The 21,133-nt window shown below is 65.2% G+C and carries 19 protein-coding genes; 13 read left to right on the top strand and 6 right to left on the bottom strand.

Features of this window, described 5'->3' with window-relative positions; translation table 11 throughout:
- The first annotated feature begins 104 nt into the window (after positions 1 to 104).
- Positions 105 to 2,342: a putative bifunctional diguanylate cyclase/phosphodiesterase gene (locus M2333_RS06185; RefSeq protein ID WP_264611185.1), complete on the top strand. Its 2,238-nt coding sequence runs from the start codon at positions 105 to 107 to the stop codon at positions 2,340 to 2,342.
- Positions 2,343 to 2,352: 10 nt separating this feature from the next.
- Here the strand turns inward: M2333_RS06185 and M2333_RS06180 are convergent, their stop codons facing one another.
- Positions 2,353 to 3,102 carry a ParA family protein gene (locus M2333_RS06180; protein WP_181559492.1) on the bottom strand — a complete coding sequence of 250 codons (750 nt, stop codon included), beginning with the start codon at positions 3,100 to 3,102 and terminating at the stop codon, positions 2,353 to 2,355.
- A 153-nt stretch (positions 3,103 to 3,255) separates the two neighbouring features.
- Here M2333_RS06180 and plsY point away from each other — a divergent pair, with 153 nt between their 5' ends.
- The 9 genes from plsY to M2333_RS06135 all read left to right on the top strand — a co-directional run bounded on the left by plsY (position 3,256) and on the right by M2333_RS06135 (position 12,816).
- Positions 3,256 to 3,870 (top strand): glycerol-3-phosphate 1-O-acyltransferase PlsY, encoded by a 615-nt coding sequence (gene plsY / locus M2333_RS06175; RefSeq protein WP_264611184.1) that lies wholly within the window; start codon positions 3,256 to 3,258, stop codon positions 3,868 to 3,870.
- On the top strand, positions 3,867 to 4,958 hold the full coding sequence (dprA, locus tag M2333_RS06170) for a DNA-processing protein DprA (RefSeq protein ID WP_264611183.1): 1,092 nt from the start codon (positions 3,867 to 3,869) through the stop codon (positions 4,956 to 4,958). The genes plsY and dprA overlap by 4 nt, the downstream gene beginning before the upstream one ends.
- A gap of 1 nt (position 4,959) precedes the next feature.
- Complete coding sequence (locus M2333_RS06165) at positions 4,960 to 5,340, top strand: hypothetical protein (RefSeq protein WP_264611182.1); 381 nt, start codon at positions 4,960 to 4,962, stop codon at positions 5,338 to 5,340.
- 57 nt (positions 5,341 to 5,397) lie between these two features.
- Complete coding sequence (locus tag M2333_RS06160; RefSeq protein ID WP_264611181.1) at positions 5,398 to 5,700, top strand: hypothetical protein; 303 nt, start codon at positions 5,398 to 5,400, stop codon at positions 5,698 to 5,700.
- Positions 5,701 to 5,781: 81 nt separating this feature from the next.
- On the top strand, positions 5,782 to 6,411 hold the full coding sequence (locus M2333_RS06155) for a DedA family protein (RefSeq protein WP_264611180.1): 630 nt from the start codon (positions 5,782 to 5,784) through the stop codon (positions 6,409 to 6,411).
- A 73-nt stretch (positions 6,412 to 6,484) separates the two neighbouring features.
- Entirely contained in the window at positions 6,485 to 9,070 is a 2,586-nt protein-coding gene (gene topA, locus M2333_RS06150; protein WP_264572676.1) for a type I DNA topoisomerase, read from the top strand.
- A 175-nt stretch (positions 9,071 to 9,245) separates the two neighbouring features.
- Complete coding sequence (gene cysD / locus M2333_RS06145) at positions 9,246 to 10,151, top strand: sulfate adenylyltransferase subunit CysD (protein WP_181559499.1); 906 nt, start codon at positions 9,246 to 9,248, stop codon at positions 10,149 to 10,151.
- Positions 10,151 to 12,085 carry a sulfate adenylyltransferase subunit CysN gene (gene cysN / locus M2333_RS06140; RefSeq protein WP_264611179.1) on the top strand — a complete coding sequence of 645 codons (1,935 nt, stop codon included), beginning with the start codon at positions 10,151 to 10,153 and terminating at the stop codon, positions 12,083 to 12,085. Before cysD ends, cysN begins: the two co-directional genes overlap by 1 nt.
- On the top strand, positions 12,082 to 12,816 hold the full coding sequence (locus M2333_RS06135; RefSeq protein WP_264611178.1) for a 3'(2'),5'-bisphosphate nucleotidase CysQ: 735 nt from the start codon (positions 12,082 to 12,084) through the stop codon (positions 12,814 to 12,816). The genes cysN and M2333_RS06135 overlap by 4 nt, the downstream gene beginning before the upstream one ends.
- Before the next feature lie 8 nt (positions 12,817 to 12,824).
- Here the strand turns inward: M2333_RS06135 and M2333_RS06130 are convergent, their stop codons facing one another.
- Positions 12,825 to 13,319 carry a nuclear transport factor 2 family protein gene (locus M2333_RS06130; protein WP_264611177.1) on the bottom strand — a complete coding sequence of 165 codons (495 nt, stop codon included), beginning with the start codon at positions 13,317 to 13,319 and terminating at the stop codon, positions 12,825 to 12,827.
- A gap of 191 nt (positions 13,320 to 13,510) precedes the next feature.
- Between M2333_RS06130 and M2333_RS06125 the strand changes: the two genes are divergently transcribed.
- Positions 13,511 to 16,087, top strand: a complete 2,577-nt coding sequence (locus tag M2333_RS06125; RefSeq protein WP_264611176.1) for a TonB-dependent receptor — start codon at positions 13,511 to 13,513, stop codon at positions 16,085 to 16,087.
- A gap of 3 nt (positions 16,088 to 16,090) precedes the next feature.
- Here M2333_RS06125 and M2333_RS06120 read toward each other — a convergent pair whose 3' ends face one another.
- The 4 genes from M2333_RS06120 to M2333_RS06105 form a co-directional block, all read right to left on the bottom strand.
- On the bottom strand, positions 16,091 to 16,684 hold the full coding sequence (locus tag M2333_RS06120; RefSeq protein WP_264611175.1) for a GNAT family N-acetyltransferase: 594 nt from the start codon (positions 16,682 to 16,684) through the stop codon (positions 16,091 to 16,093).
- Positions 16,681 to 17,109: a ketosteroid isomerase-related protein gene (locus tag M2333_RS06115; protein ID WP_264611174.1), complete on the bottom strand. Its 429-nt coding sequence runs from the start codon at positions 17,107 to 17,109 to the stop codon at positions 16,681 to 16,683. Before M2333_RS06115 ends, M2333_RS06120 begins: the two co-directional genes overlap by 4 nt.
- Positions 17,110 to 17,205: 96 nt before the next feature.
- A complete protein-coding gene (locus tag M2333_RS06110; protein WP_264572683.1) occupies positions 17,206 to 17,427 on the bottom strand; it encodes a hypothetical protein in 222 nt (73 codons plus the stop codon).
- Between the two features lie 141 nt (positions 17,428 to 17,568).
- Complete coding sequence (locus M2333_RS06105) at positions 17,569 to 18,054, bottom strand: RNA pyrophosphohydrolase (RefSeq protein WP_264611173.1); 486 nt, start codon at positions 18,052 to 18,054, stop codon at positions 17,569 to 17,571.
- A 158-nt stretch (positions 18,055 to 18,212) separates the two neighbouring features.
- Here M2333_RS06105 and M2333_RS06100 point away from each other — a divergent pair, with 158 nt between their 5' ends.
- Positions 18,213 to 20,084, top strand: a complete 1,872-nt coding sequence (locus tag M2333_RS06100) for a 2-oxoacid:acceptor oxidoreductase subunit alpha (protein ID WP_264611172.1) — start codon at positions 18,213 to 18,215, stop codon at positions 20,082 to 20,084.
- Positions 20,081 to 21,127 (top strand): 2-oxoacid:ferredoxin oxidoreductase subunit beta, encoded by a 1,047-nt coding sequence (locus M2333_RS06095; protein ID WP_264611171.1) that lies wholly within the window; start codon positions 20,081 to 20,083, stop codon positions 21,125 to 21,127. The genes M2333_RS06100 and M2333_RS06095 overlap by 4 nt, the downstream gene beginning before the upstream one ends.
- Positions 21,128 to 21,133: the final 6 nt, after the last annotated feature.

Here is a 21,133-nt window from a genome sequence, read left to right as displayed (position 1 = left end):
CAGACCAGCGCGCAGCGCCCGCCACGGAAGTCGTTTCGCTCGGCTTGTTGTGCGGATTCCGCCCGCTTCCCGGGGCGCAGGGGCGCCTTGTATGCGGGAGCCAGATGCGCTCCGCAGACCGGATGCTGGGGCTCTTCACCACGATCACGGCCATCTCTGCCATGCTCGTGGGCGCGCGGTTTTACAACCATATCAATATCTGGATGTTCGTTGTCTGGATGTTGGTGCTCGGTATTTCACAAGCGCAGTTGCTGCGGTTACGCCGGGTCAATGTGGCGTCGGATTATGCCGATGCGACGCGGGCCGCATTGTTGCGACATGGCGCGATCTGCTGGCTGCAGGGCGCCATATGGGTCGCCGCAATGGTGCTCTTCACCGGTGAGGCCAGGCCGGAAGAAGTGGTCACATTCTGGACCATCGCCTGCTGCCTGATGGCGTCGGTGGCCATTTCGTTCCAGTCGACTCCCTTGTCCGCCAGTGGCTTCATCCTCTCGATCGGCACGGGCACCGTCTGGATGATGCTCCGCCATGCCGATCCCTTTCTGGCGGGCGTAGTGGCGATCTATGCTCTGCTCGCTTTGGCGACAAGCCTCTGGCAGGCGCACCAGTTCGGCGTGCAGGTCTCGACCAGCAAGGCGCTGGCCGAAAAGCGGGAGGTCGTCAGTCTCCTGCTGCGCGAGCATGATCGCGACGGGGCCGATGTGCTGTGGCAGACCGACCCCGCCCGGCGTCTGACCGGGGTTTCCCCGGCCTTTGCGCGGATGCTCGGCAAGACGGTGGAAGAGGTGGACGGCCAGTCCATCCTTCAGGTGCTGGCGGGATCGACCTGGACGAATGGGGACTTCGACCCAACCCTTCATGTGCTGGCGGAGAAGCTCAAGGACCGGGTGTCATTTTCCGACCTGTGCCTGTCCGGCACGGTCGACGGTGTGCGGCGCTGGTGGTCATTGTCCGCATCTCCCAGGCTGGATGAGGTCGGCAATTTCCTGGGCTTTCGCGGCGTCGGCTCCGACATCACGGTGCAGAAGGAGACGAACGAGCGCATTTCGCAGCTTGCCCGGCTGGATACGCTCACCAATCTTCCCAACCGCCTCAATCTGGGCGAGGAACTGGCTAAATCCGTCGAAGACACGCAGACGTGGCAGACGCGGTGCGCCTTCATGATGATCGATCTCGATCGGTTCAAATCAGTCAACGATACGTTGGGCCACCATGTCGGCGACCAGCTTCTGGCGCAGGTTGCTGAACGGTTGCGCGGCGTCTGCTCGCTCAACGAAGTCTGCGGGCGGCTCGGCGGCGATGAGTTTGCCGTAGTCGTGCGCGAGGTGGCCGATCCCATCTATGTCGACCGGCTGGCGAGCGCGATCATCGAGGTCGTGTCCAGACCCTATGTGCTTGATGGGCAGACGCTGTTCATCGGCGCCAGCATCGGCTCGGCCATGGCACCGCAGGACGGCACGGATGCGGACATGCTGATGCGCAGTGCGGATCTGGCCATGTATCGCGCCAAGGAGGCAGGGCGCGGCAAGCATCTGCGCTTTACGGCATCGATGCACGCCGACGCGGAGGAGCGCCGCAATCTCGAACTGGCGTTGCGCAATGCGATCGAGGCCGGTGAATTCCATCTGGTCTACCAGCCCATCGTCAATGCGCGCTCCCGCCACGTCATCGGCTTCGAGGCACTGTGCCGGTGGACACACCCCCAGCTCGGGCCGATTCCGCCCAACCGCTTCATTCCTATCGCCGAGGATACAAGGCTGATCTCCCGCCTTGGCGCTTGGGTGCTGGAGACGGCATGCAAGACCGCCTGTCATTGGCCGGACGCGGTGAGCCTCTCGGTCAATGTGTCGGCCCAGCAACTGTGCGATCCCGAGATCGTCCCGCAGATCAGCGCAGCTCTGGCGCAGTCCGGGCTTCCAGCCAGCCGGTTGGAGCTGGAGGTGACCGAGAGCGTCTTCATGCAGGAGGAGACCGGCGCGTCCCAAGCGCTCGATCGGTTGGCGAAAATGGGCATCCGGCTTTCGCTGGACGATTTCGGAACGGGCTACTCGTCGCTCGGCTATCTCTCCCGCGCACGGTTTGACACCATCAAGGTCGATCAAAGCTTCATTCACGGCGCCGCTCGCGGCCAGCGTGAGAGCCTCGCCATCATCAACGCGGTGGTGGCGATGGCCACCAGCCTTGGGTTGGAGACCACCGCCGAGGGTGTAGAAACCGAAGGGGAATATGACATCATCCGGGCGCTGGGATGCTCGAAGATTCAGGGCTATTATTTCGGCCGGCCCATGTCGCGAGAAGAGAGCATCGGCCTGTTCGGCCGCTCGGCGACGCAGGTCGCCTAATCCTTTCGCCTCACCCTTTGGCGAGACGGCGCTCGATGGCTTGCCAGATCGTCGCAAATTGCTCGGCCGGCTGGCTCTGGGCGGCATAAGTGGCGAGCGGCGCACGCCGGAAGCCCATCTGCTCGACAAGGCTGGAGTAGCTGACGATCGGCCAGTCTGGATGGGCTTCGAGCGCCTCGGCATGGAGCTTGCGCCGCCGGTCCACCATCGAGAACACCGGCAGGATCGGGGGATGCCATCCGCCGCGCCGGATCAGGATGCTGGCCAGATCATCGAGTGATTTGCGGGCGAGCGGTGAGGGGATCACGGGAGCCACGACAAGATCTGCGCCCCGTAGCACCTGCTCGGCCGTCTCGGTGAGGCCGGGCGGGCAATCCAGGATAACACGGTCATAACGCTGCGCGAGGCCCGAGAGGAGCTTCGCCAACCGGCGCTTCTTGCCCAGATCGAAGAGCAGCCGCTCCAGACCGTGAAGAGACATGTCGGCGGCCAAGAGATCGAGGCCCGGGATCGCGGTGGGCTGGCAGATGTCCTCGGGTTCGAGTTGCCGCGCAAAGACGGCGCGGGCGGCGTCGCGCGTTTCCGTCTGCGCGGCCAGGAGCCAGGTCGCGGCGCCTTGCGGGTCGAGGTCCCACAGCAATGTCCGTCGCGCAGAGAGGCTTGCCGAGGCCCATGCCAGATTAACGGCAAAGGTGGATTTGCCGACGCCTCCCTTGAGGCTGAACACCGCGATTGTCTTCATCTCGGGTTGCGCTGCCATGATCCTGTGATGGATCGATGACAGAAATGTTGCAAATTAAAGTCATGCGATGGGCCCGTCCGCGCCACCCGCCGGGCACCCGCACGCGATCCCTGCTTGCAAGATCGCCCGCTGCTGCGCAAAGGTCACCGGCGAAACAGGAGCAGAATTCCCATGCAATGGCAGTTGCCGGCCCTTGTCGCGCTTGTCGGCTATCTTCTGGGGTCCATCCCCTTCGGCATCATCCTTACGCGGCTGGCTGGGGCAGGGGACCTGCGCGCGATCGGCTCCGGCAATATCGGCGCGACCAATGTGCTGCGCACCGGGCGCAAGGGCCTCGCGGCTGCGACGCTCCTGCTGGATGGCGCGAAAGGCGCCGTCGCGGCGATGGTCGGCGCGTGGCTGATGCCGGTCGGTGATATGGCCCTGAGCGGCGCCACCATTGGCGGCGTCATGGCCTTTGTGGGGCATTGCTATCCGGTCTGGCTGCGGTTTCGCGGCGGCAAGGGCGTGGCGACGATGCTGGGCGTGTGTTTGGCGCTGTCCTGGATCGTCGGGCTGGTCTTTGCGACGGTCTGGTTGGCCGCGCTGGCCCTGTTTCGGATCAGTTCGGTGGGCGGCATGAGCGCGGCCATCAGTGCGCCGGTGGCGGCGCTGCTGATCGGCCGGCCCGATCTTGCGGCGCCCATCGCCGGCATGGCGCTCGTGGTGCTGTGGCGGCATCGGTTGAACATCGCGCGCCTGCTGCGCGGGGAGGAACCGCGCGTGGGACGCTCCCGCGCCGCATGACGTCGCTCTACGCAGATCGGTACGATCGCCTGCGGCTCATCCGGACGCCGAATATCGGCCCGGTCGCCTATCGGCAGCTGCTGGCCCGCTTCGGCACGGCGGGCCGCGCTCTGGAGGCGCTCCCCGATCTCGCCTCGCGCGGGGGAAACCGCCGCTTCAAGCCCTGTGACCGCCACAGCGTCGATGCCGAGATCGCGCAGGTCGAGCGGCTGGGGGCGCATTATCTGTTTCTGGGCGAGGCGGATTACCCGGCTCTGCTCGGCCAGGCCGAAGGTGCGCCGCCGGTACTCATCGCCCGGGGTGACGCGGCGCTGGGCGTCGAGCGCTGTGTCGCCATTGTCGGTGCGCGCAATGCCTCCGCTGCAGCCTGCCGATTTGCGCGAGAACTGGCCCATGCCCTGCGCGCGGCCGGCATCGTCGTGGTCTCCGGTCTCGCACGCGGCATCGATACTGCCGCGCATCAGGGGGCAGGGATCACGCGGACCGTTGCGGTCATCGGGTCTGGCATCGATGTCAATTTCCCTCCGGAAAATGCCGATCTGCAGGAGCGCATTGCCCGCGAGGGCCTGCTGCTCACCGAGCTGCCGCCCGGCGCTGAGCCGCTTGCCCGCCACTTTCCCGCCCGCAACCGGATCATCGCCTGGATGAGCCTGGGTACGGTGGTGGTGGAGGCTGCGCCGCGCTCGGGCTCGCTGCTGACTGCGCGGCTGGCGGGCGAGGAGGGGCGGGAGGTGATGGCCGTGCCCGGCTTTCCGGCCGATCCGCGCGCCCATGGCTGTAATGCCCTCATTCGCGACGGCGCCACGCTGGTGCAAAGCGCGCAGGATGTGGTGGAGGCGATCGCGTCGCTCGATCCGCGCGCGCTGCGCTCGGGGCAGCGCGACTTCCTGTCGCAGCCGCCATCTGACGATCTGGGGGAGGCGGAACGGCAGCGCGTGACGGGCTTGCTCAGCCTCAGCCCGGTGGCGGTTGACGAACTGATCCGGCAGAGCGGCTTAGCACCGGCGAGCGTGCAGACGGCGCTGCTGGAGCTTGAGATTGCCGGTCGTCTGCAGCGCCATGCCGGGGGACGGGTGAGCTTTGCCTGAGGTGGCATCGCCTGACACGCCGCCCGCCTGGCAGGGGCGAGGACTGCCCGGCGCGATGATGCGCCGGCTGCTATCCTTGTTGCTCCTTGCGCTCATCGCGGTGCAGGCATGGCCCGACGGTGCCGCGACATTCCAGCCGCGCAACGGCTCGGCTTTCAGCGCTTCGACCGTCGACGTCGCGCTGGTTCCGCCGGGGCGGAGCGAGTTTGCCAAGACGGGGCTGCCTCACACGCTGCCGCCGCTCCCTTATGCGCCCGATGTCGTGGCAGCAGGGCGCACAGTGGCGGTCCCGGAATTCTTGCCGCGGCTGGGCCGCGCAGACCCAACCCACGATCAGGCGGCGCGCCGCAATCGAGGCCCACGCCCACCTCCCTCTGTCTGAAGCTCGGTAATCGCGCCTTCTCGGCGCCCTATCTCACCCGAACTTCGGACAATTATCATGAAACATCTGACGACCCCCGACTCCGGGGATGTCGCTGCGCAGGCGCGCATCGACGCCTTGATCGCCGCATATCCTGACCTGAGCGAGGACGATTTGAAGCGTCTTCTCCACTGGTATCGCAAGGAGGCCTCCTCCTATGAGGTCGCGATGCTGTCCGCTCGCGATGATCTGCGGCCCGGCTATGAGCGCTTCTACAAGGATCATATCGAGCGAATTTCGCCCTTCGGCTACACGGTGATAGCGATAATTGTTCTGCTCTGCGCCATCGGCGTTTATGCGATCATCAACTATTTGCGCTGATGGGTGTTGGGGCAGGGCGGGTCTGCGGGTTGCAGATCCGCCCGTCTTCTAACGCTAACGCGCGCTGGACTGGAGTTTTCAATGCAGGATTGGGTGTTTGATATCGTGGAGAGCACCGGCCTGTTCGGCGTCTTCCTGCTCATGCTTCTGGAGACCGTGTTCCCCCCTATCCCATCGGAAGTGATCATGCCGGTCGCGGGCGTGCTCGCCGCGCGGGGTGGCATGGGGCTGGGCGGCGTGATCCTGGCCGGCACGGCGGGCGCGATGGTCGGCAATCTGTTCTGGTATGCGCTGGCGCGGATGATCGGCCTGCATCGCTTCCGCCCCCTCATCGAGCGATACGGCCGCTGGCTGACGCTCGACTGGCCCGAGGTGGAGCGCGCGCAGGGCCTGTTTCGGCGCTTTGGCGGGCCGATCGTGATGGTCGGCCGGGTCCTCCCAACCATTCGCTCGGTCATTTCCATTCCCGCCGGCGTTCTGCGGATGCGGCTGGTCCGCTTTTTCGTGTGGTCGACGGTCGGCACCGCTGCATGGAGCTCCGGCCTGGCGATTGCCGGTTGGGTCCTTGGGCGGCGGTTCAGCAATATCGAGCAGTTCCTCGGGCCGCTGTCGACCGGCATCATCCTGTTGATCGTGCTGATCTATATCTGGCGGCAGGCGACGTGGCACCGCCGTCATGTCGCAGCCGATAAGCCCGATGCCGACGCGTAAGCATTTCGCTTGACGTTGCGGCCGAGCCGTTTCCAGACTCGCGCGTACACGTAAGGATCGTTAGCGGAACTCTATGCAACTCGTCATCGTCGAATCACCGGCCAAGGCCAAGACCATCGAAAAATATCTGGGAGGCGACTTCCGGGTGTTGGCGTCCTACGGCCATGTTCGAGATTTGCCTGCCAAGGATGGCTCGGTCGATCCGGACGATGGCTTCTCGATGGCCTGGGAGAATTATGGCGACAAGGCGCGCCAGCTCAAGGCGATCACGGACGAGGCCAAGAAGGCCGACCGTCTGATCCTCGCGACTGACCCTGATCGCGAGGGCGAGGCGATCAGCTGGCACGTGCAGGAAGTGCTGCGCAACAAGAAGGCGCTGCCCAAGCTGGTCGATCGCGTGACATTCAATGCCATCACCAAGGCCGCCGTGACCGAGGCCATGAAGGCGCCGCGCGCGCTCGATGAAGATTTGATCGATGCCTATCGCGCCCGTCGCGCACTGGATTATCTGGTCGGCTTCACCCTTTCGCCGGTGCTGTGGCGCAAGCTGCCCGGCGCCAAGTCCGCCGGGCGCGTTCAGTCGGTTGCGTTGCGCATCATCGTCGAGCGCGAGCGCGAGATCGAGGCGTTCACGCCGCAGGAATATTGGTCCGTCACGGCCGATCTGGAGCAGGCCGGGCAGAGCTTCGAGGCGCGGTTGGTGCGCTGGCGCGGCGAGAAGATCGACCGTCTGACCATCGGCAAGGAAGGCGATGCCAAGGCCGCCAAGGCTGATGTGGAGGCCGGGCGCTTCACGGTCGCCTCGGTCGAGACCAAGCCGGCCACCCGCAATCCACCGCCGCCCTTCACCACCTCCACGTTGCAGCAGGAGGCCGCGCGCAAGCTTGGTCTCTCAGCCAACGAAACCATGCGCGTTGCCCAGCAACTCTACGAAGACGGCGCGATCACCTATATGCGGACCGACGGCGTGCAGATGGATGGCAGTGCCATTTCCGCCGCGCGCAAGGCCATCGCGGACCGCTATGACGGCGGCTATCTGCCGGACAAGCCGCGCATGTACCAGACCAAGGCGAAAAATGCGCAGGAAGCGCACGAAGCGATCCGCCCGACGGAATTCACGCGCGAGAGCGTGGGCTCGGGCGTTCATGCCAAGCTCTATGATCTGATCTTCAAGCGCGCGCTGGCGAGCCAGATGGCCTCGGCGCGGCTGGAGCGCACGGCGGTCGAGTTCACCGACGGCACCGGCCAGCACGCGTTGCGGGCGACCGGGCAGGTCGTGCTCTTCCCCGGCTTCCTGGCCCTGTATGAGGAAGGTCGCGACGACGTGGCCGATGAGGACAGCAAGCTGCTGCCCGCCATGTCCGCAGGCGACCAGCCGGCCAAGCGCGATGTGCGCGCGGAGCAGCACTTCACCCAGCCGCCGCCGCGCTACAGCGAGGCGAGCCTCGTCAAGCGCCTGGAGGAACTGGGCATCGGGCGTCCGTCCACCTACGCCTCGACGATCCAGACGCTCAAGGATCGCGATTATGTCCGTGTCGAGAAGAACCGGTTTTTTGCCGAGGAAAGCGGGCGGCTTCTGACGGCCTTCCTCGAGCGCTTCTTCGAGCGCTACGTGGCCTATGAGTTCACCGCCGGTCTTGAAGATGAGCTGGACGAGATTTCCGGCGGCCGGGCCCAGTGGCAGGCGGTGCTGGAAGCCTTCTGGCGCGACTTCAAGCCCAAGACGGTCGAGATCATGGATCGCAAGCCGTCCGAGATCACCGCTGAGCTGGACGAATTCCTCGCGCCGATGCTCTTCCCGGAGCGGGCCGACGGCAGCGATCCGCGTGCCTGTCCGCTGTGCGCTGACGGGCGCCTGTCGCTACGCGGCGGGCGCTTCGGCGCATTCATCGCCTGCTCCAATTATCCCGAGTGCAAGTTCACCCGCAAATTCGGCCAGCCTGGGGGCAGCGGCGAGGCAGATACCGGGCCGGAAGAGCTTGGCAAGCATCCCGAGACCGGTGAGCCGATCCTGCGCAAGTCGGGTCGCTTCGGGCCTTATGTCGAGATGGGCAATGGTAAGGAGGCCAAGCGCGCCTCGATCCCCAAGGATCTGCCGGATGGCGAACTGACGCTCGACTGGGCGGTCAAGCTGCTCTCGCTGCCGCGCACGATTGGCGATCATCCCGAAACCGGCAAGCCGATCGTGGCCAGCCTCGGGCGCTATGGTCCCTATCTGGCGCATGAGGGCAAATATGCCCGGCTGGGCTCGACGGTCGAGATTTTCGAGACCGGCATGAATGCCGCCGTCGCCAAGCTGGCCGATGCCGCCAATCGCGGCGGCGCCCGCAAGGCCGCCGAGCCGCTCAAGGTTCTGGGCGCACATCCGCGCACCGAGGCCGAGATCAAGCTGATGGAAGGCCGCTATGGCCCCTATGTCACCGACGGCACCACCAATGCGACCTTGCCCAAGAGCGTTGCGCCGGATGCGCTGACGCTGGAGGAAGCGGCTCAGCTCATCGATGCGCGCGCGGCTGCCGCGCCGGCCAAGAAGAAGGGCAAGAAGGCACCGGCCAAGAAGAAGGCCGCGACCGCCAAGGCGCCAGCCAAAAAGGCCGCAGCCAAGAAGCCTGCCGCGAAGAAGGCACCGGCCAAGAAGAAGGCGGCAGAAGAGGCTTAAGGGCCCGCTTTCCACGGGGCAGTCGCAGACCCAAGCGCGACTGCCCAAGCCAAACTGTGGCGGATCGTAGGAAAAGCTTGCTGCACCACCTCTGGTGCTGGGCTAGCAGCGTGGCCAGATTAATCGGCCAGGATTGATCGACAATGCCACCGGCCCATCCAGTCCAGGACTTTCCATGACCCGTACGCTCACGCACCTCGAACGCCTCGAAGCCGAGAGCATCCACATCATGCGTGAAGTGGCGGCCGAGGCGGAAAAGCCGGTGATGCTCTACTCGGTGGGCAAGGACAGCGCTGTGATGCTGCATCTGGCGCGCAAGGCCTTCTATCCCGCGCCGCCGCCCTTTCCGCTGCTCCATGTCGATACGACCTGGAAGTTCAAGGCGATGTACGAGCTGCGCAACCGCATGGCGGAAGAGAGCGGCATGGAATTGCTCGTCTACCAGAATCCCGAGGCCAAGGAGCGGGGCATCAACCCGTTCGATCATGGCCCGCTGCACACGGACATGTGGAAGACCGAGGGTCTCAAGCAGGCGCTCAATCTCTACGGCTTCGACGTCGCCTTCGGCGGCGCGCGCCGCGATGAGGAGAAGAGCCGCGCCAAGGAGCGCATCTTCTCCTTCCGCACCGCAAGCCATGGCTGGGACCCCAAGAACCAGCGGCCCGAGCTGTGGAACCTCTACAATGCGAAGAAGGCCAAGGGCGAGAGCATCCGTGTCTTCCCGATCAGCAACTGGACTGAGCTGGACATCTGGCAATATATCCAGCTCAATCGCATCCCCATCGTGCCGCTCTACTTCGCGCAGCCGCGCCCGACGGTGGAGCGCGACGGGATGCTGCTGATGGTCGATGACGAGCGCTTCCCGCTGCGCCCCGGCGAGGAGCCGGTGATGCGTTCGATCCGCTTTCGCACGCTGGGCTGCTATCCGCTCACCGGCGCGGTCGAAAGCGAGGCGAGCACGCTGTCCGAGGTTATTCAGGAAATGCTGCTCACTACCACCAGCGAGCGGCAGGGGCGCATCATCGACAAGGATGGTGGTGCCGCCAGCATGGAGAAGAAGAAGCAGGAGGGCTATTTCTGATGGCCGACGCCACCCTCGAGACGCCGGTCTACCAGACCGATGCCCTCATCGCGCAGGATATCGATGCCTATCTGGAGCAGCATCAGCACAAGTCGCTGCTGCGCTTCATCACCTGTGGCAGCGTGGACGACGGCAAGTCGACCCTGATCGGGCGCTTGCTGTATGACAGCAAGATGATCTTCGAGGATCAGCTTGCCGCGCTAGAGGCGGACAGCAAGCGGGTCGGCACGCAGGGGCAGGAGATCGACTTCGCGCTGCTGGTCGATGGCCTCGCCGCCGAGCGCGAGCAGGGCATCACCATCGATGTCGCCTATCGCTTCTTCACGACGGAAAAGCGCAAGTTCATCGTCGCCGACACGCCGGGCCATGAGCAATATACCCGTAACATGGTGACGGGCGCCTCGACGGCCGACCTCGCCGTGATCCTCATCGACGCGCGCAAGGGCGTGCTGACCCAGACGCGGCGGCATAGCTATCTCGCGCAGCTTGTCGGCATCCGCCACATCGTGCTGGCCGTGAACAAGATGGATCTGGTCGGCTACGACCGCGCCGTGTTCGACAAGATCGTGGCGGATTATGCCGCTTTCGCCAAGGAAATCGGCATCGAGCAGTTCGTGCCCATGCCGATCTCCGGCTTCAAGGGCCACAATATCACGACCCTCTCGGCCAACACGCCCTGGTATCAGGGGCCGACGCTGGTCGATTATCTGGAGACGGTCGAGGTCGACAACAGCGCCGATCAGGCCCGCCCGTTCCGCATGCCAGTGCAATGGGTCAATCGGCCGAACCTGGATTTCCGCGGTTTCTCGGGCCTGGTCGCCAGCGGCGCGATCAAGCCGGGTGATGCCATCCGCGTGCTCCCCTCGGGCAAGACCAGCACGGTCACGCGCATCGTCACGCTGGATGGCGATCTGGACGAAGCCGTTGCCGGCCAGTCGGTCACGCTCTGCTTTGCCGATGAGGTCGACTGCTCGCGCGGCGATGTGATCGCGTCCGCCGAAAACCCGCCGCAGGCCGCCGATCAGTTCGAATCCACCGTTGTGTGGATGTCCGACGATGCCCTGATTCCGGGTCGGGCCTATTGGCTCAAGATCGGCACGCAGACCGTCTCCGCGACGGTCCAGCCGCCAAAATATGTCGTCAACGTCAACACCATGGAGCATCTCGCAGCCAAGACGCTGGAGCTGAATGCCATCGGCGTTGCAGAGCTGACGACCGACAAGGCCATCGTGTTCGAGCCTTATGCCGAGAACCGCACGCTGGGCGGCTTCATCCTCATCGACAAGATCACCAATTCCACCGTCGCGGCGGGCATGCTGAACTTCTCGCTGCGGCGGGCTCAGAATGTCCACTGGCAGGCGATGGATGTCAGCCGTGAGGCCCATGCGGCGCAGAAAGGCCAGCAGCCTGCGGTGCTTTGGTTCACGGGCCTGTCCGGTTCGGGCAAGTCGACCATCGCCAACATCGTCGAGAAGAAGCTGTTCGCGCTAGGCCGACACAGCTTCCTGCTCGATGGCGACAATGTCCGCCATGGCCTGAACAAGGATCTGGGCTTTACCGAGGCCGACCGGATCGAGAATATCCGCCGCGTCGGTGAGGTCACCAAGCTGATGGCCGATGCCGGGCTGATCGTGATCACCGCCTTCATCTCGCCCTTCCGTGCCGAGCGAGACATGGTCCGCGCGATGCTGCCGGCCGGCGAGTTCATCGAGGTGTTCGTGGATACCCCGCTGGCCGAGGCGGAGCGGCGGGACGTCAAGGGCCTCTACAAGAAGGCCCGCGCCGGGGAGCTCAAGAACTTCACCGGGATCGACAGCCCCTATGAAGCGCCCGAGAAGCCGGAAATCCGCATCGACACCCAGGCCCTCACGCCCGAGCAGGCGGCGGACCTCATCGTCGAGCGGATCGTGGGCGTGTGGAGCCCGGATCTGTGACGGACGCAGAGCTGGCCGCGCACCTCGCGGAGGAAGCGGGCCGGCGGCTGCTCGCCTTGCGGGATGAAGCGCGCTTCGACGGAAAGGGGCTCGGCGATGAGGGCGATGCGCTCGCCAATGCCTATCTGTGCGAGGCCCTCGGACGCGAGAGACCCGACGACGGCCTGCTCTCCGAAGAGAGCCGCGATACGAAGGATCGGCTCGCCAAGTCCCGGGTCTGGATCGTCGATCCGGTCGATGGCACGCGCGAATATGGTGAGGCGCGGGCGGACTGGGCGGTCCATGTCGCGCTGGCCGTGGATGGCGTGGCGTCGCTTGGCGCCGTCGCCCTGCCGGACATGGGGCTGGTGATGCGCTCGGACCGGCCCATCGCTGTGGCGCCGGCACCTGCGACGCCCCGCATGGTCGTCAGCCGCACTCGCCCGGCGCCCGAGGCGCTGTCGGTCGCGCAGGCGCTGGGTGCCGAGCTGGTCCCGATGGGCTCGGCCGGCGCCAAGGCGATGGCGGTCGTGCGCGGCGCGGCGGATATCTACCTGCACAGCGGCGGCCAATATGAGTGGGACAGTTGCGCACCCGTCGCCGTCGCGCTGGCCCATGGTTTGCATTGCTCCCGCATCGACGGCACGCCGCTGCGCTACAACCAGGCCAATGTCTACATGCCCGATCTGCTGATCTGTCGCCCCGACTATGCCGACCGGGTGCTGGCCCTGGTCGGCGCGAAGGCGGGGTGACGGGCGGGTTACCGCTTGATGATGAGCGATTCCGGGCGCTTGCGCGGCACCCATTCGCCCTTGCCGGGGAAGTTCTTCAGCACTTCGCCATCCCAAAGGCGCACGGTGCGACGATGGAACAGCCAGGCGCCGTCCGCCCCTTTCACGGCATGGTCGTCATACCAGCCGGCAAAGCGCAGCAGATAGGGCGGCTCGCCCTCGCATTCGGTCACGAAGGCGAAGGAGCGCATCTTCACCGATCCGTCCGGCTGCGGCATGAACTGCGTCTGGGTGACATGATGCTGCCGGCCCGGAAAGCCCGGCGCATTGCGATAATGCTCGGCAATGCCGCGAATGCCCTCATGGCCTTCCCAGATGTCTGGATCCTCGAAGACCTCTTCCACCATGCGCGCATCGGGGGTGAAGCAGGCGACCAGCGCATCGACATCGCCGGTATCCAGCGCCCAGCTATAATTGGCGATAAGATCCTGCAGGCCGAGCCTGTCTTCAATGGGCAAAGTCATTGCGCGCCTCTCCTCTTATGTGTGCCATCCCCGCTACGGACGGGGTGACATTTTAGTACAAATTGCAGGATTGAAGGCGGCGGCGGCATTTTGCAATGCGGTCTTGGCGGACAGGCCAGAAATGAACCCGTTTCGCTGTTTGCCATCCCCATCCGGTCGAGCCTCGGCTCTCCCTCGTTCTGAAGGTTTCTATGCCCGCCAACCGACGCACTGCCGCCGCACTGTTCCTGGCGACCTCGTCCTTTGCCCTGATGCCCGCAGCGGGGCAGGCGCAGGAAGCGGATACCCATCTCGATGAGGGCGTGGGGACGGATATCGAGGAGATCGTGGTGAGCGGTCAGCGCGAGCGGGGCGCGGTCATCGGCAATGCCACCCCTGAGTTGCAGCTGCGACCCGCCGACATCCGGGCCCTGGGCGTCAGCACGATCAGCGACCTGCTGACCGAACTCGGTCCTGAGCTGCAGAGCGCGAGCGGGAAGCCGCCGGTGACGTTGCTCGAAGGGCACCGCATTTCCGGCTTCCGCGAGATCGCCCGCCTGCCGGCCGAGGCCATCGCGCGGATCGACATCCTGCCGGAAGAGGTTGGCCTTCGTTATGGTTACGGCGCCGACCAGAAGGTGATGAACATCGTCCTGCGCCAGCGCTTCCGCGCGGTCACGGCCGAGGTCGACGGCCGCGTACCGACCGCTGGCAATGGCGCTTCGCTGGAGCTGGAGGGCGGGCTCTTCCTGATCCGCAACAGCCAGCGGGTGAACATCAGTGCCGAGCATGAGAGCATCGATCCGATTCTGGAGAGCGATCGCGGGCTGGACCGTGCAGAGAGCCCGGCGCGCAGTCTCCAGGCCGCGCAGGAGACGCTCACGCTCAATGCCAGCTATAGCCGTCCCCTGGGCGAACGCACCAAGGCGACACTGAGCGGCGAGCTGGTCACCAACCGGCGGGACAGTCTGGTTGGCCTCACTCTGCCGGGCGTGACGATTCCCGCCGGATCGCCTTATGTGCCGGGCACCGACGATCTGCTGTTCTACCCGCAACTGGCCGGCGCCGGCGCTCTGGGGCGCGCCTCCAAGAGCCAGACCGGCACGGTCGGCCTCACCGTCAATGCCGAGCGCAGCACGGGGCAATGGACGCTCACCGCCAATTATGCGCGTGCCGAGAGCCGCGTCATCACGGGCCGCCCGTTCGATCTGTCAGATTATGCCGACGCATTGGCGGCAGGCGATCCGGCGGCTGACCCCAGCCTGCCGATCGATGCCGCCTTTCTCAACGCGCGCGCTGCGGACCTCACACGCAGCACCTCGGATACGGCGGACATCACCTTCATCCATAACCGGCCGCTGTTCAGGCTGCCGGCCGGTGAGGTCATGGCCACGATGAAGCTGGGCGGCGCGCTCACGCGGATCGAGAATATGCGCGAGCGCGATCTGGTCCCTTCGGTTCGCGACCTTGGGCGGGACAGCGCGACCGGGTCGCTCACCGTGGACATCCCCCTCATGCCCGCCTCCTCGGGCATCGGACGCATGTCCGCCAATGCCACGCTCGGGCTCGATCATTATTCGGATGCCGGCACGTTGCGGAACTTCGGGCTGGGTCTCAACTGGTCGCCGCTTGGCTTCCTGTCCCTCTCGGCCGGTTACAGCGATGAAGACTCCGCCGCGACGGTGGCTCAGATCGGCGACGCGCAGACCTTTACGCCCTTCGTACCGATCTTCGATTTCGCGCGCGGCGAATCCGTGCTGGTGACAACAATCACCGGCGGCAATCCCGATCTCGACAAGGCGCGGGTGAAGACGTTCCGGCTCGGGGCGGACATCTCGGTGCTACGCGAGCCGCGCCTGCGGTTCGACATATCCTACAATCACCGCGCGACCGAGGGTGGCGTGTCGGCCTTTCCGGGCGTGACGGCGGACGCCATCGGCGCTTTCCCGGAGCGGTTCCTGCGCGATGAAAGCGGCCGCCTCACGCAGGTAGACCTGCGCCCGATCAACATCGCCGAGCAGACGCGGGAAGTGCTCCGCTGGGGTTTCAGCTTCAGCAAGCGCCTTGCCACCCCGCAGAGCCAGATCGATGCCATGCGGGCTGCGTTCCAGCGGCGGCAGGCCGAGCGGGCCCCACGCGGGGAAACGGGCGGTGCGGATCGGCCGGGCAGGGGCGGACAGCCCGGAGCCGAGACGCCACCCGGCGCGGATGGACCCCCTCCGGGCGATGCACCCGGTCCCCGGCCGGGCGGCTTTGGTCCCGGTGGCTCCGGTGGCCCCGGTGGACGAGGCGGCGCAGGCGGCGGCGGACGTGTCGATTTCTCGATCCACCACGAATGGGCGCTTACCAACACCACGCAATTGGCCCCGAGCCTGCCCGTGCTCGATCTGCTGGATGGCGATACGCTGGGGGACACCAGCGGGCCGTCGCGGCATCTGATCGAGTTGCGCACCGGCGTTTCGCAGAGCGGCTATGGTCTGCGGCTGACCGGCAGCTGGCGCAGCCCCTCGCGCGTCAATGGCACCGCAGGGCTGCCGGCCAGCCAGCTGCGCTTCGGTGCGCTGGCCAAGGTGGACGTGCGGGCGTTCGTGAACTTCAATCAGATGCCCGGCCTGATCGAGAAAGCCTCGTTCCTGCGCGGCGCGCGGCTGCAACTGGGGGTCGAGAATGTCTTCGATGCACGTCAGCGCGTCACGGATGGCAATGGCGCGGTGCCCTTCGCCTATCAGCCCGCCTTCATCGATCCGCTGGGCCGCACCGCCCGGTTGAGCTTCCGCAAGCTATTCTAAGCGCTACAGGTCGCGGGACCAGAACTGCATCGGGTGGCTGGTCTCGTCCGTCTGGTCGATGTCTTTCCAGCGATAGTCCGCCATGACGCCTTCCAACGGCTGATAGCCCCGCTTGCGCCAGAATGGGCCAAGGTCGCGGGCATCGGCTGGGCGCAGCGGATGATCGGCAGGGCGGATGACGCCGCAAAAGCAGGTCGCCGTCGCGCCGGCCTCGCGTGCGGCGGCTTCGCGCGCATCGAAAAAGGCGTGGCCGAGCCCATGCCCACGATAGGCACCGAGCAGCACGGACTCGCCGAAGTAGAAGAGCCGATCCACCTCCATGCCCCGCGCGCGGAACGGCGCCTGCAATGGTTCGTCCTGCCCGCTCATGGGCGAGGCCGTGGCTGCGCCGATGATGGCGCTGCCATCGCGGGCGATGACCAAAGCCGCATCCGTCCCTTCCAGAAACGCGCTCAGATAGCGCTGCTCGTAGTCGACCGAGCCATCGTACAGATAGGGCCATTCGCGAAAGACGGTGATGCGCAGGCGGGCGAGATCGTCGATGGCGGCATGGCGCGCCTCGCGGTCCCGCAGCGTCTCGACGGTCAGGTTGCTCACGCCTGCGCGTCTTGCTGGGTGACCTGCGCGATCCAGTCGGCAAGATTGTAGTACACCGTGACACGGCGGATCAGCTCGTCCCGCACCTCGAAGAAGGCCGCGGCCGGCAGCACATAGCTTTGGCCATGCGCGGGAGGCAGGCCGTCCTCGCCGACGAGATACTCACCATGGACGACGAATTCCGCCGCGGCGCGACTGCCCTCCTCATTCACCATCAGCGCGATGTCGGCGAGGCGCTCACGATAGGCGCGGTCCATGCGGCCCAGAAAGGCGCGGAAGGCGTCCTTGCCGGATTCCCGCTCGCCCTGATTGATATCATGCACCACATCGTCGGCGAGGCAGGCCAGCATGGTCTCGGCATCGCCGGCATTGAAGGCGTCATAATAGCGCGCGAGGAGGGCGCGGGTCTGGCTTGCTGAGGTCATCGCAGGTCTTTCGTGATCCATGGAAGGCGGATCGCTAACCTATTCCCGGTTCAACAATCGAGCGCAAGACATGGCCGAACTGGGTGCGCCTTGGCGTTAGTGGCAATAAGTCTGCTTGAGGGTCACCCCATCGATCATCAGGCCGCCCACGATCATCACCGCTCCGCAGCAGCTGGCGTAGAGCAGATAGCCCGCAAAGCCGGGATAGACCTCAAGATAATGGGCACCCCGCGCGGTCGCGCCCATGGCGACGCCGAAGATCGCGAGATAGGCCTCGAACTTGGTGCGAATGGTGAAGAGGCGGGCGATCTTGCGCATCTCTGGTCCTGTGCATCGCGAGTCCGAAGGGGCGGACCGCAAAGGTAAGGATCGTGTTAACCATGCGCAATCGCAGGAGACGGTCGCGTTCGCCAGATGTGTCAGGATGGCACGGTGCCGGCGATCCCGCCGGCCCCGATTTTAGAGCAGGTGCGCAAATTCCTGCACGACGGCGCGATAAACCGGGCGCTTGAACGGCACGATCAGATCCACCAGCCGGTCGGACGTGACCCACTGCCACGCCATGAACTCCTGATGCTCGGTAGCAATGTCGATATCGCTGTCCTCGCCCTTGAAGCGCAGCAGGAACCAGCGTTGCGTCTGGCCGCGATATTTGCCGCCCCACAGCCGGCCCATCAGCTCTTCGGGCAGATCGTAAAGATGCTCCTCGGTCGAGCGGGCGATGATGTCGACGAGATCGGCCACAATGCCGGTTTCCTCGCCCAGTTCGCGCAGTAGTGCCTGCTCTGCCGTCTCGCCCTTGTCGATGCCGCCCTGCGGCATCTGCCAGGCATCGCCTTCCTTGGAATCGAGTCGCTGGCCCACGAACACCTCGCCCTGACGGTTCGCCAGCATGATGCCGACGCAGGGGCGGTAGGGGAGAGAGGCGGGGTCGATCTTGGTCATGACGCGGTCGCGATTTCATCCGTTAAAAGAAGTTCACGGCCGCGATGGCAAGCCGGAGAGAAAAAGGCAATGCTCTGTCGCGCGCAGCTTTTCTACTTTGCTCGGCTGGGCTCGACGGACTAGGGGCGATGCAACCACTGCATTACTAGAGTCTGAGCATGGCATCTGCCGCATCCACATCGACCATTCCCGTCAGCAGCGAAGAGGCTGCCCCCGAAGCTGTCGTCGTCCGTTTTGCGGGGGATAGCGGCGATGGCATGCAGCTGACCGGCGGCCAGTTCACCCTGTCCACTGCGCTTGCCGGCAACGATCTGGCGACGTTCCCTGACTTTCCCGCGGAAATTCGTGCGCCGCAGGGCACGCTGTTCGGCGTTTCGGCGTTCCAGATCAACTTCGGTTCGTCTGAGATTACCACGGCCGGCGATGCACCGGACATCCTGATCGCGATGAACCCGGCAGCGCTCAAGACCAATGTGGTTGATCTGAAGCCCGGCGGCCTCATCATCGCGGACACCGGCGAGTTCAACGATCGCAATCTTGCCAAGGCCAAATATGAGAGCAATCCGCTCGAGGATGGCTCGCTGGCGCGTTGGCAGGTGCTGGCCTTCGACATCTCGGCGCTCACGCTGGAGAGCGTGAAGCCGTTCGGCCTCGGTAATAAGGAAGCGCTGCGCTCCAAGAACATGTGGACGCTGGGCCTGGCCTTGTGGATGTTCGACCGCAGCCGCCAGCCGATCATCGACTGGTTGAAGGCCAAGTTCGCCAAGGCGCCGGAAATTGCCGATGCCAACATCGCCGCGCTCAATGCCGGCCACGCCTATGGCGAGACCGCCGAGCTGGCCGCGCCGCTCAAGCAGCTCCATGTCGCCCCGGCGCCTGCGCCCGAGGGGCTTTACCGCACGGTGACGGGCGCCGAAGCGATCTCGCTCGGCCTCGTGGCCGGTGCGCAGCTGGCCAGCCTGCCGATGTTCTTCGGCGGCTACCCGATCACCCCGGCCAGCTCGATCCTGCATCATCTCTCGCGCCTCAAGGAATATGGCGTGACGACATTCCAGGCCGAGGACGAGATTGCCGCCATCGCCAGCGCGATCGGCGCGAGCTATGCCGGTTCGCTCGGTGTGACCAGCTCGTCCGGCCCCGGCATTGCGCTCAAGGGCGAGGCGATCGGCCTTGCGGTCATGACCGAGCTGCCGTTGGTGATCGTGAACTCGCAGCGCGGCGGTCCCTCGACCGGCCTGCCGACCAAGACCGAACAGTCCGACCTCTATCAGGCCGTCTATGGCCGCAACGGCGATGCGCCGATGCCGGTCATTGCCGCCCGCTCGCCCGCCGATGCGTTCGATTGCGCCATCGAGGCCTGCCGGATCGCCATTGAATATATGACGCCGGTGATGCTGCTAACCGATGGTTATATCGCCAACGCCGCCGAGCCTTGGAAAGTGCCGGATATGAGCGGCTACACGCCGTTTGCCGTCAAGTTCCTGGATGCGGTGCCGGAAGGCGGGCTCAAGCCTTATGCCCGCAATGAGAAGCTGGCGCGGCCGTGGATCAAGCCGGGCACGCCCGATCTCATGCACCGCATCGGCGGCATCGAGAAGGAAGTGAACACCGGCCACATCAATTATGCGCCGGCCAATCACCAGGCGATGACCGAACTGCGCCGCGACAAGGTGCTGGGCATCGCCAAGGGTGTGCGGCAAGATGTGTCGCTGGGCGAGGAGAGCGGCAAGCTCGTCGTCGTCGGCTGGGGCTCGACCTACGGCCCGATCCATCAGGCGGTCCGGCGCGCCCGGCGCAAGGGGCTGGATGTCTCGCACATCCACATCCGCCATATCTGGCCGCTGCCGGAAAATTTCGGTGAGCTGCTCGCTGGCTACGAAAAGATTCTCGTGCCGGAGATGAACACCGGCCAGCTCAAGACCGTGCTGCGCGACCAGTATCTGCTGGATGCCCGCCCGCTCAACAAGATCTCGGGTCAGCCTTTCCGCATCGCGGAAATCGAGGCGGCCATCGAGGGGATGCTCGCATGAACGACATGACCACATTGACCAAGCCGCGCGTCGAGACAAGCCTCAAGGACTGGGAGACCGATCAGGAGGTGCGCTGGTGCCCGGGTTGCGGTGACTACGCCATCCTCAAGGCCGTGCAGCGCACGCTGCCGCAGCTGGGCGCGGACCCCAAGAACACCGTGTTTGTCTCGGGCATCGGCTGCTCCTCACGCTTTCCTTATTATGTCGAGAGCTACGGCTTCCACACCATCCACGGCCGCGCGCCGGCGGTGGCGACGGGCGTGAAGCTGGCCAATCCCGAGCTGGACGTATGGATCGTCACCGGCGACGGCGACGGCCTTTCCATCGGCGGCAACCACACGATGCACATCCTGCGTCGCAACCTCGATTGCCAGATCCTGCTGTTCAACAACGAGATCTACGGCCTCACCAAGGGGCAGTATTCGCCGACCAGCCGGGAGGGAACCAGGAGCCCATCCACGCCCTTCGGTTCGGTCGACCATCCGGCGCGGCCCTGCGCCTTCGCGCTCGGCTCGGGTGCCCGGTTCATCGCGCGGGCCTACGACGTGTCCAAGCAGCTGCCGGACGTGCTCAAGGCCGCCTATGAGCACAAGGGCGCGGCGTTCGTGGAAATTTTCCAGAACTGCATCGTGTACAACAAGGATGTGTTCGCCGACTTCACCGAGAAGAAGAATGCCGATGTCGGCCAGCTCTGGGTGGAGCATGGCAAGCCGTTGCTTTTCGATAAGGGCGCTAAGGGCATCGCGCTCGACCGCGAGGCGCTGACGCTCAAGGTCGTGGATGTGGTCGACGGCGACTGGCAGGCAGCCGGCGTGATCGTCCATGACGTCACCAACCGCGCCGTTGCGCATATGCTGGTGGAAATGCCCTTCGGCCTGTTCCCGATGGCGCTGGGCGTGCTCTACGATGCCCCCAAGGCGAGCTTCGAGCAGGCCGTGGTGGAGCAGAATGCCCTGCTGGCCAAGGGTAAGACGCCGGACCTGCAGAAGTTGGTGAGCCAGGGGCAGACCTGGACGGTGACGAAGGACGGCCCGGCGCTCTGAGGGCGC

The organism is Sphingobium sp. B11D3B (assembly GCF_025961735.1).
In the GTDB taxonomy this organism is placed as follows: Bacteria; Pseudomonadota; Alphaproteobacteria; order Sphingomonadales; family Sphingomonadaceae; genus Sphingobium.
The sequence above is the reverse complement of the archived record's forward strand: the minus strand, read 5'-3'. Positions and strand labels throughout refer to the sequence as shown.

What these genes read in the sequence shown, in the direction of transcription:
- M2333_RS06110 (WP_264572683.1), bottom strand. Translation starts at nt 17,427, where the DNA reads ATGCGCAAGATCGCCCGCCTCTTCACCATTCGCACCAAGTTCGAGGCC.
- topA (WP_264572676.1), top strand. Translation starts at nt 6,485, where the DNA reads ATGCAACTCGTCATCGTCGAATCACCGGCCAAGGCCAAGACCATCGAA.
- M2333_RS06095 (WP_264611171.1), top strand. Translation starts at nt 20,081, where the DNA reads ATGAACGACATGACCACATTGACCAAGCCGCGCGTCGAGACAAGCCTC.
- M2333_RS06115 (WP_264611174.1), bottom strand. Translation starts at nt 17,109, where the DNA reads ATGACCTCAGCAAGCCAGACCCGCGCCCTCCTCGCGCGCTATTATGAC.
- dprA (WP_264611183.1), top strand. Translation starts at nt 3,867, where the DNA reads ATGACGTCGCTCTACGCAGATCGGTACGATCGCCTGCGGCTCATCCGG.
- M2333_RS06185 (WP_264611185.1), top strand. Translation starts at nt 105, where the DNA reads ATGCGCTCCGCAGACCGGATGCTGGGGCTCTTCACCACGATCACGGCC.
- M2333_RS06125 (WP_264611176.1), top strand. Translation starts at nt 13,511, where the DNA reads ATGCCCGCCAACCGACGCACTGCCGCCGCACTGTTCCTGGCGACCTCG.
- plsY (WP_264611184.1), top strand. Translation starts at nt 3,256, where the DNA reads ATGCAATGGCAGTTGCCGGCCCTTGTCGCGCTTGTCGGCTATCTTCTG.
- cysN (WP_264611179.1), top strand. Translation starts at nt 10,151, where the DNA reads ATGGCCGACGCCACCCTCGAGACGCCGGTCTACCAGACCGATGCCCTC.
- M2333_RS06100 (WP_264611172.1), top strand. Translation starts at nt 18,213, where the DNA reads ATGGCATCTGCCGCATCCACATCGACCATTCCCGTCAGCAGCGAAGAG.
- M2333_RS06155 (WP_264611180.1), top strand. Translation starts at nt 5,782, where the DNA reads ATGCAGGATTGGGTGTTTGATATCGTGGAGAGCACCGGCCTGTTCGGC.
- M2333_RS06180 (WP_181559492.1), bottom strand. Translation starts at nt 3,102, where the DNA reads ATGGCAGCGCAACCCGAGATGAAGACAATCGCGGTGTTCAGCCTCAAG.
- cysD (WP_181559499.1), top strand. Translation starts at nt 9,246, where the DNA reads ATGACCCGTACGCTCACGCACCTCGAACGCCTCGAAGCCGAGAGCATC.
- M2333_RS06130 (WP_264611177.1), bottom strand. Translation starts at nt 13,319, where the DNA reads ATGACTTTGCCCATTGAAGACAGGCTCGGCCTGCAGGATCTTATCGCC.
- M2333_RS06105 (WP_264611173.1), bottom strand. Translation starts at nt 18,054, where the DNA reads ATGACCAAGATCGACCCCGCCTCTCTCCCCTACCGCCCCTGCGTCGGC.
- M2333_RS06160 (WP_264611181.1), top strand. Translation starts at nt 5,398, where the DNA reads ATGAAACATCTGACGACCCCCGACTCCGGGGATGTCGCTGCGCAGGCG.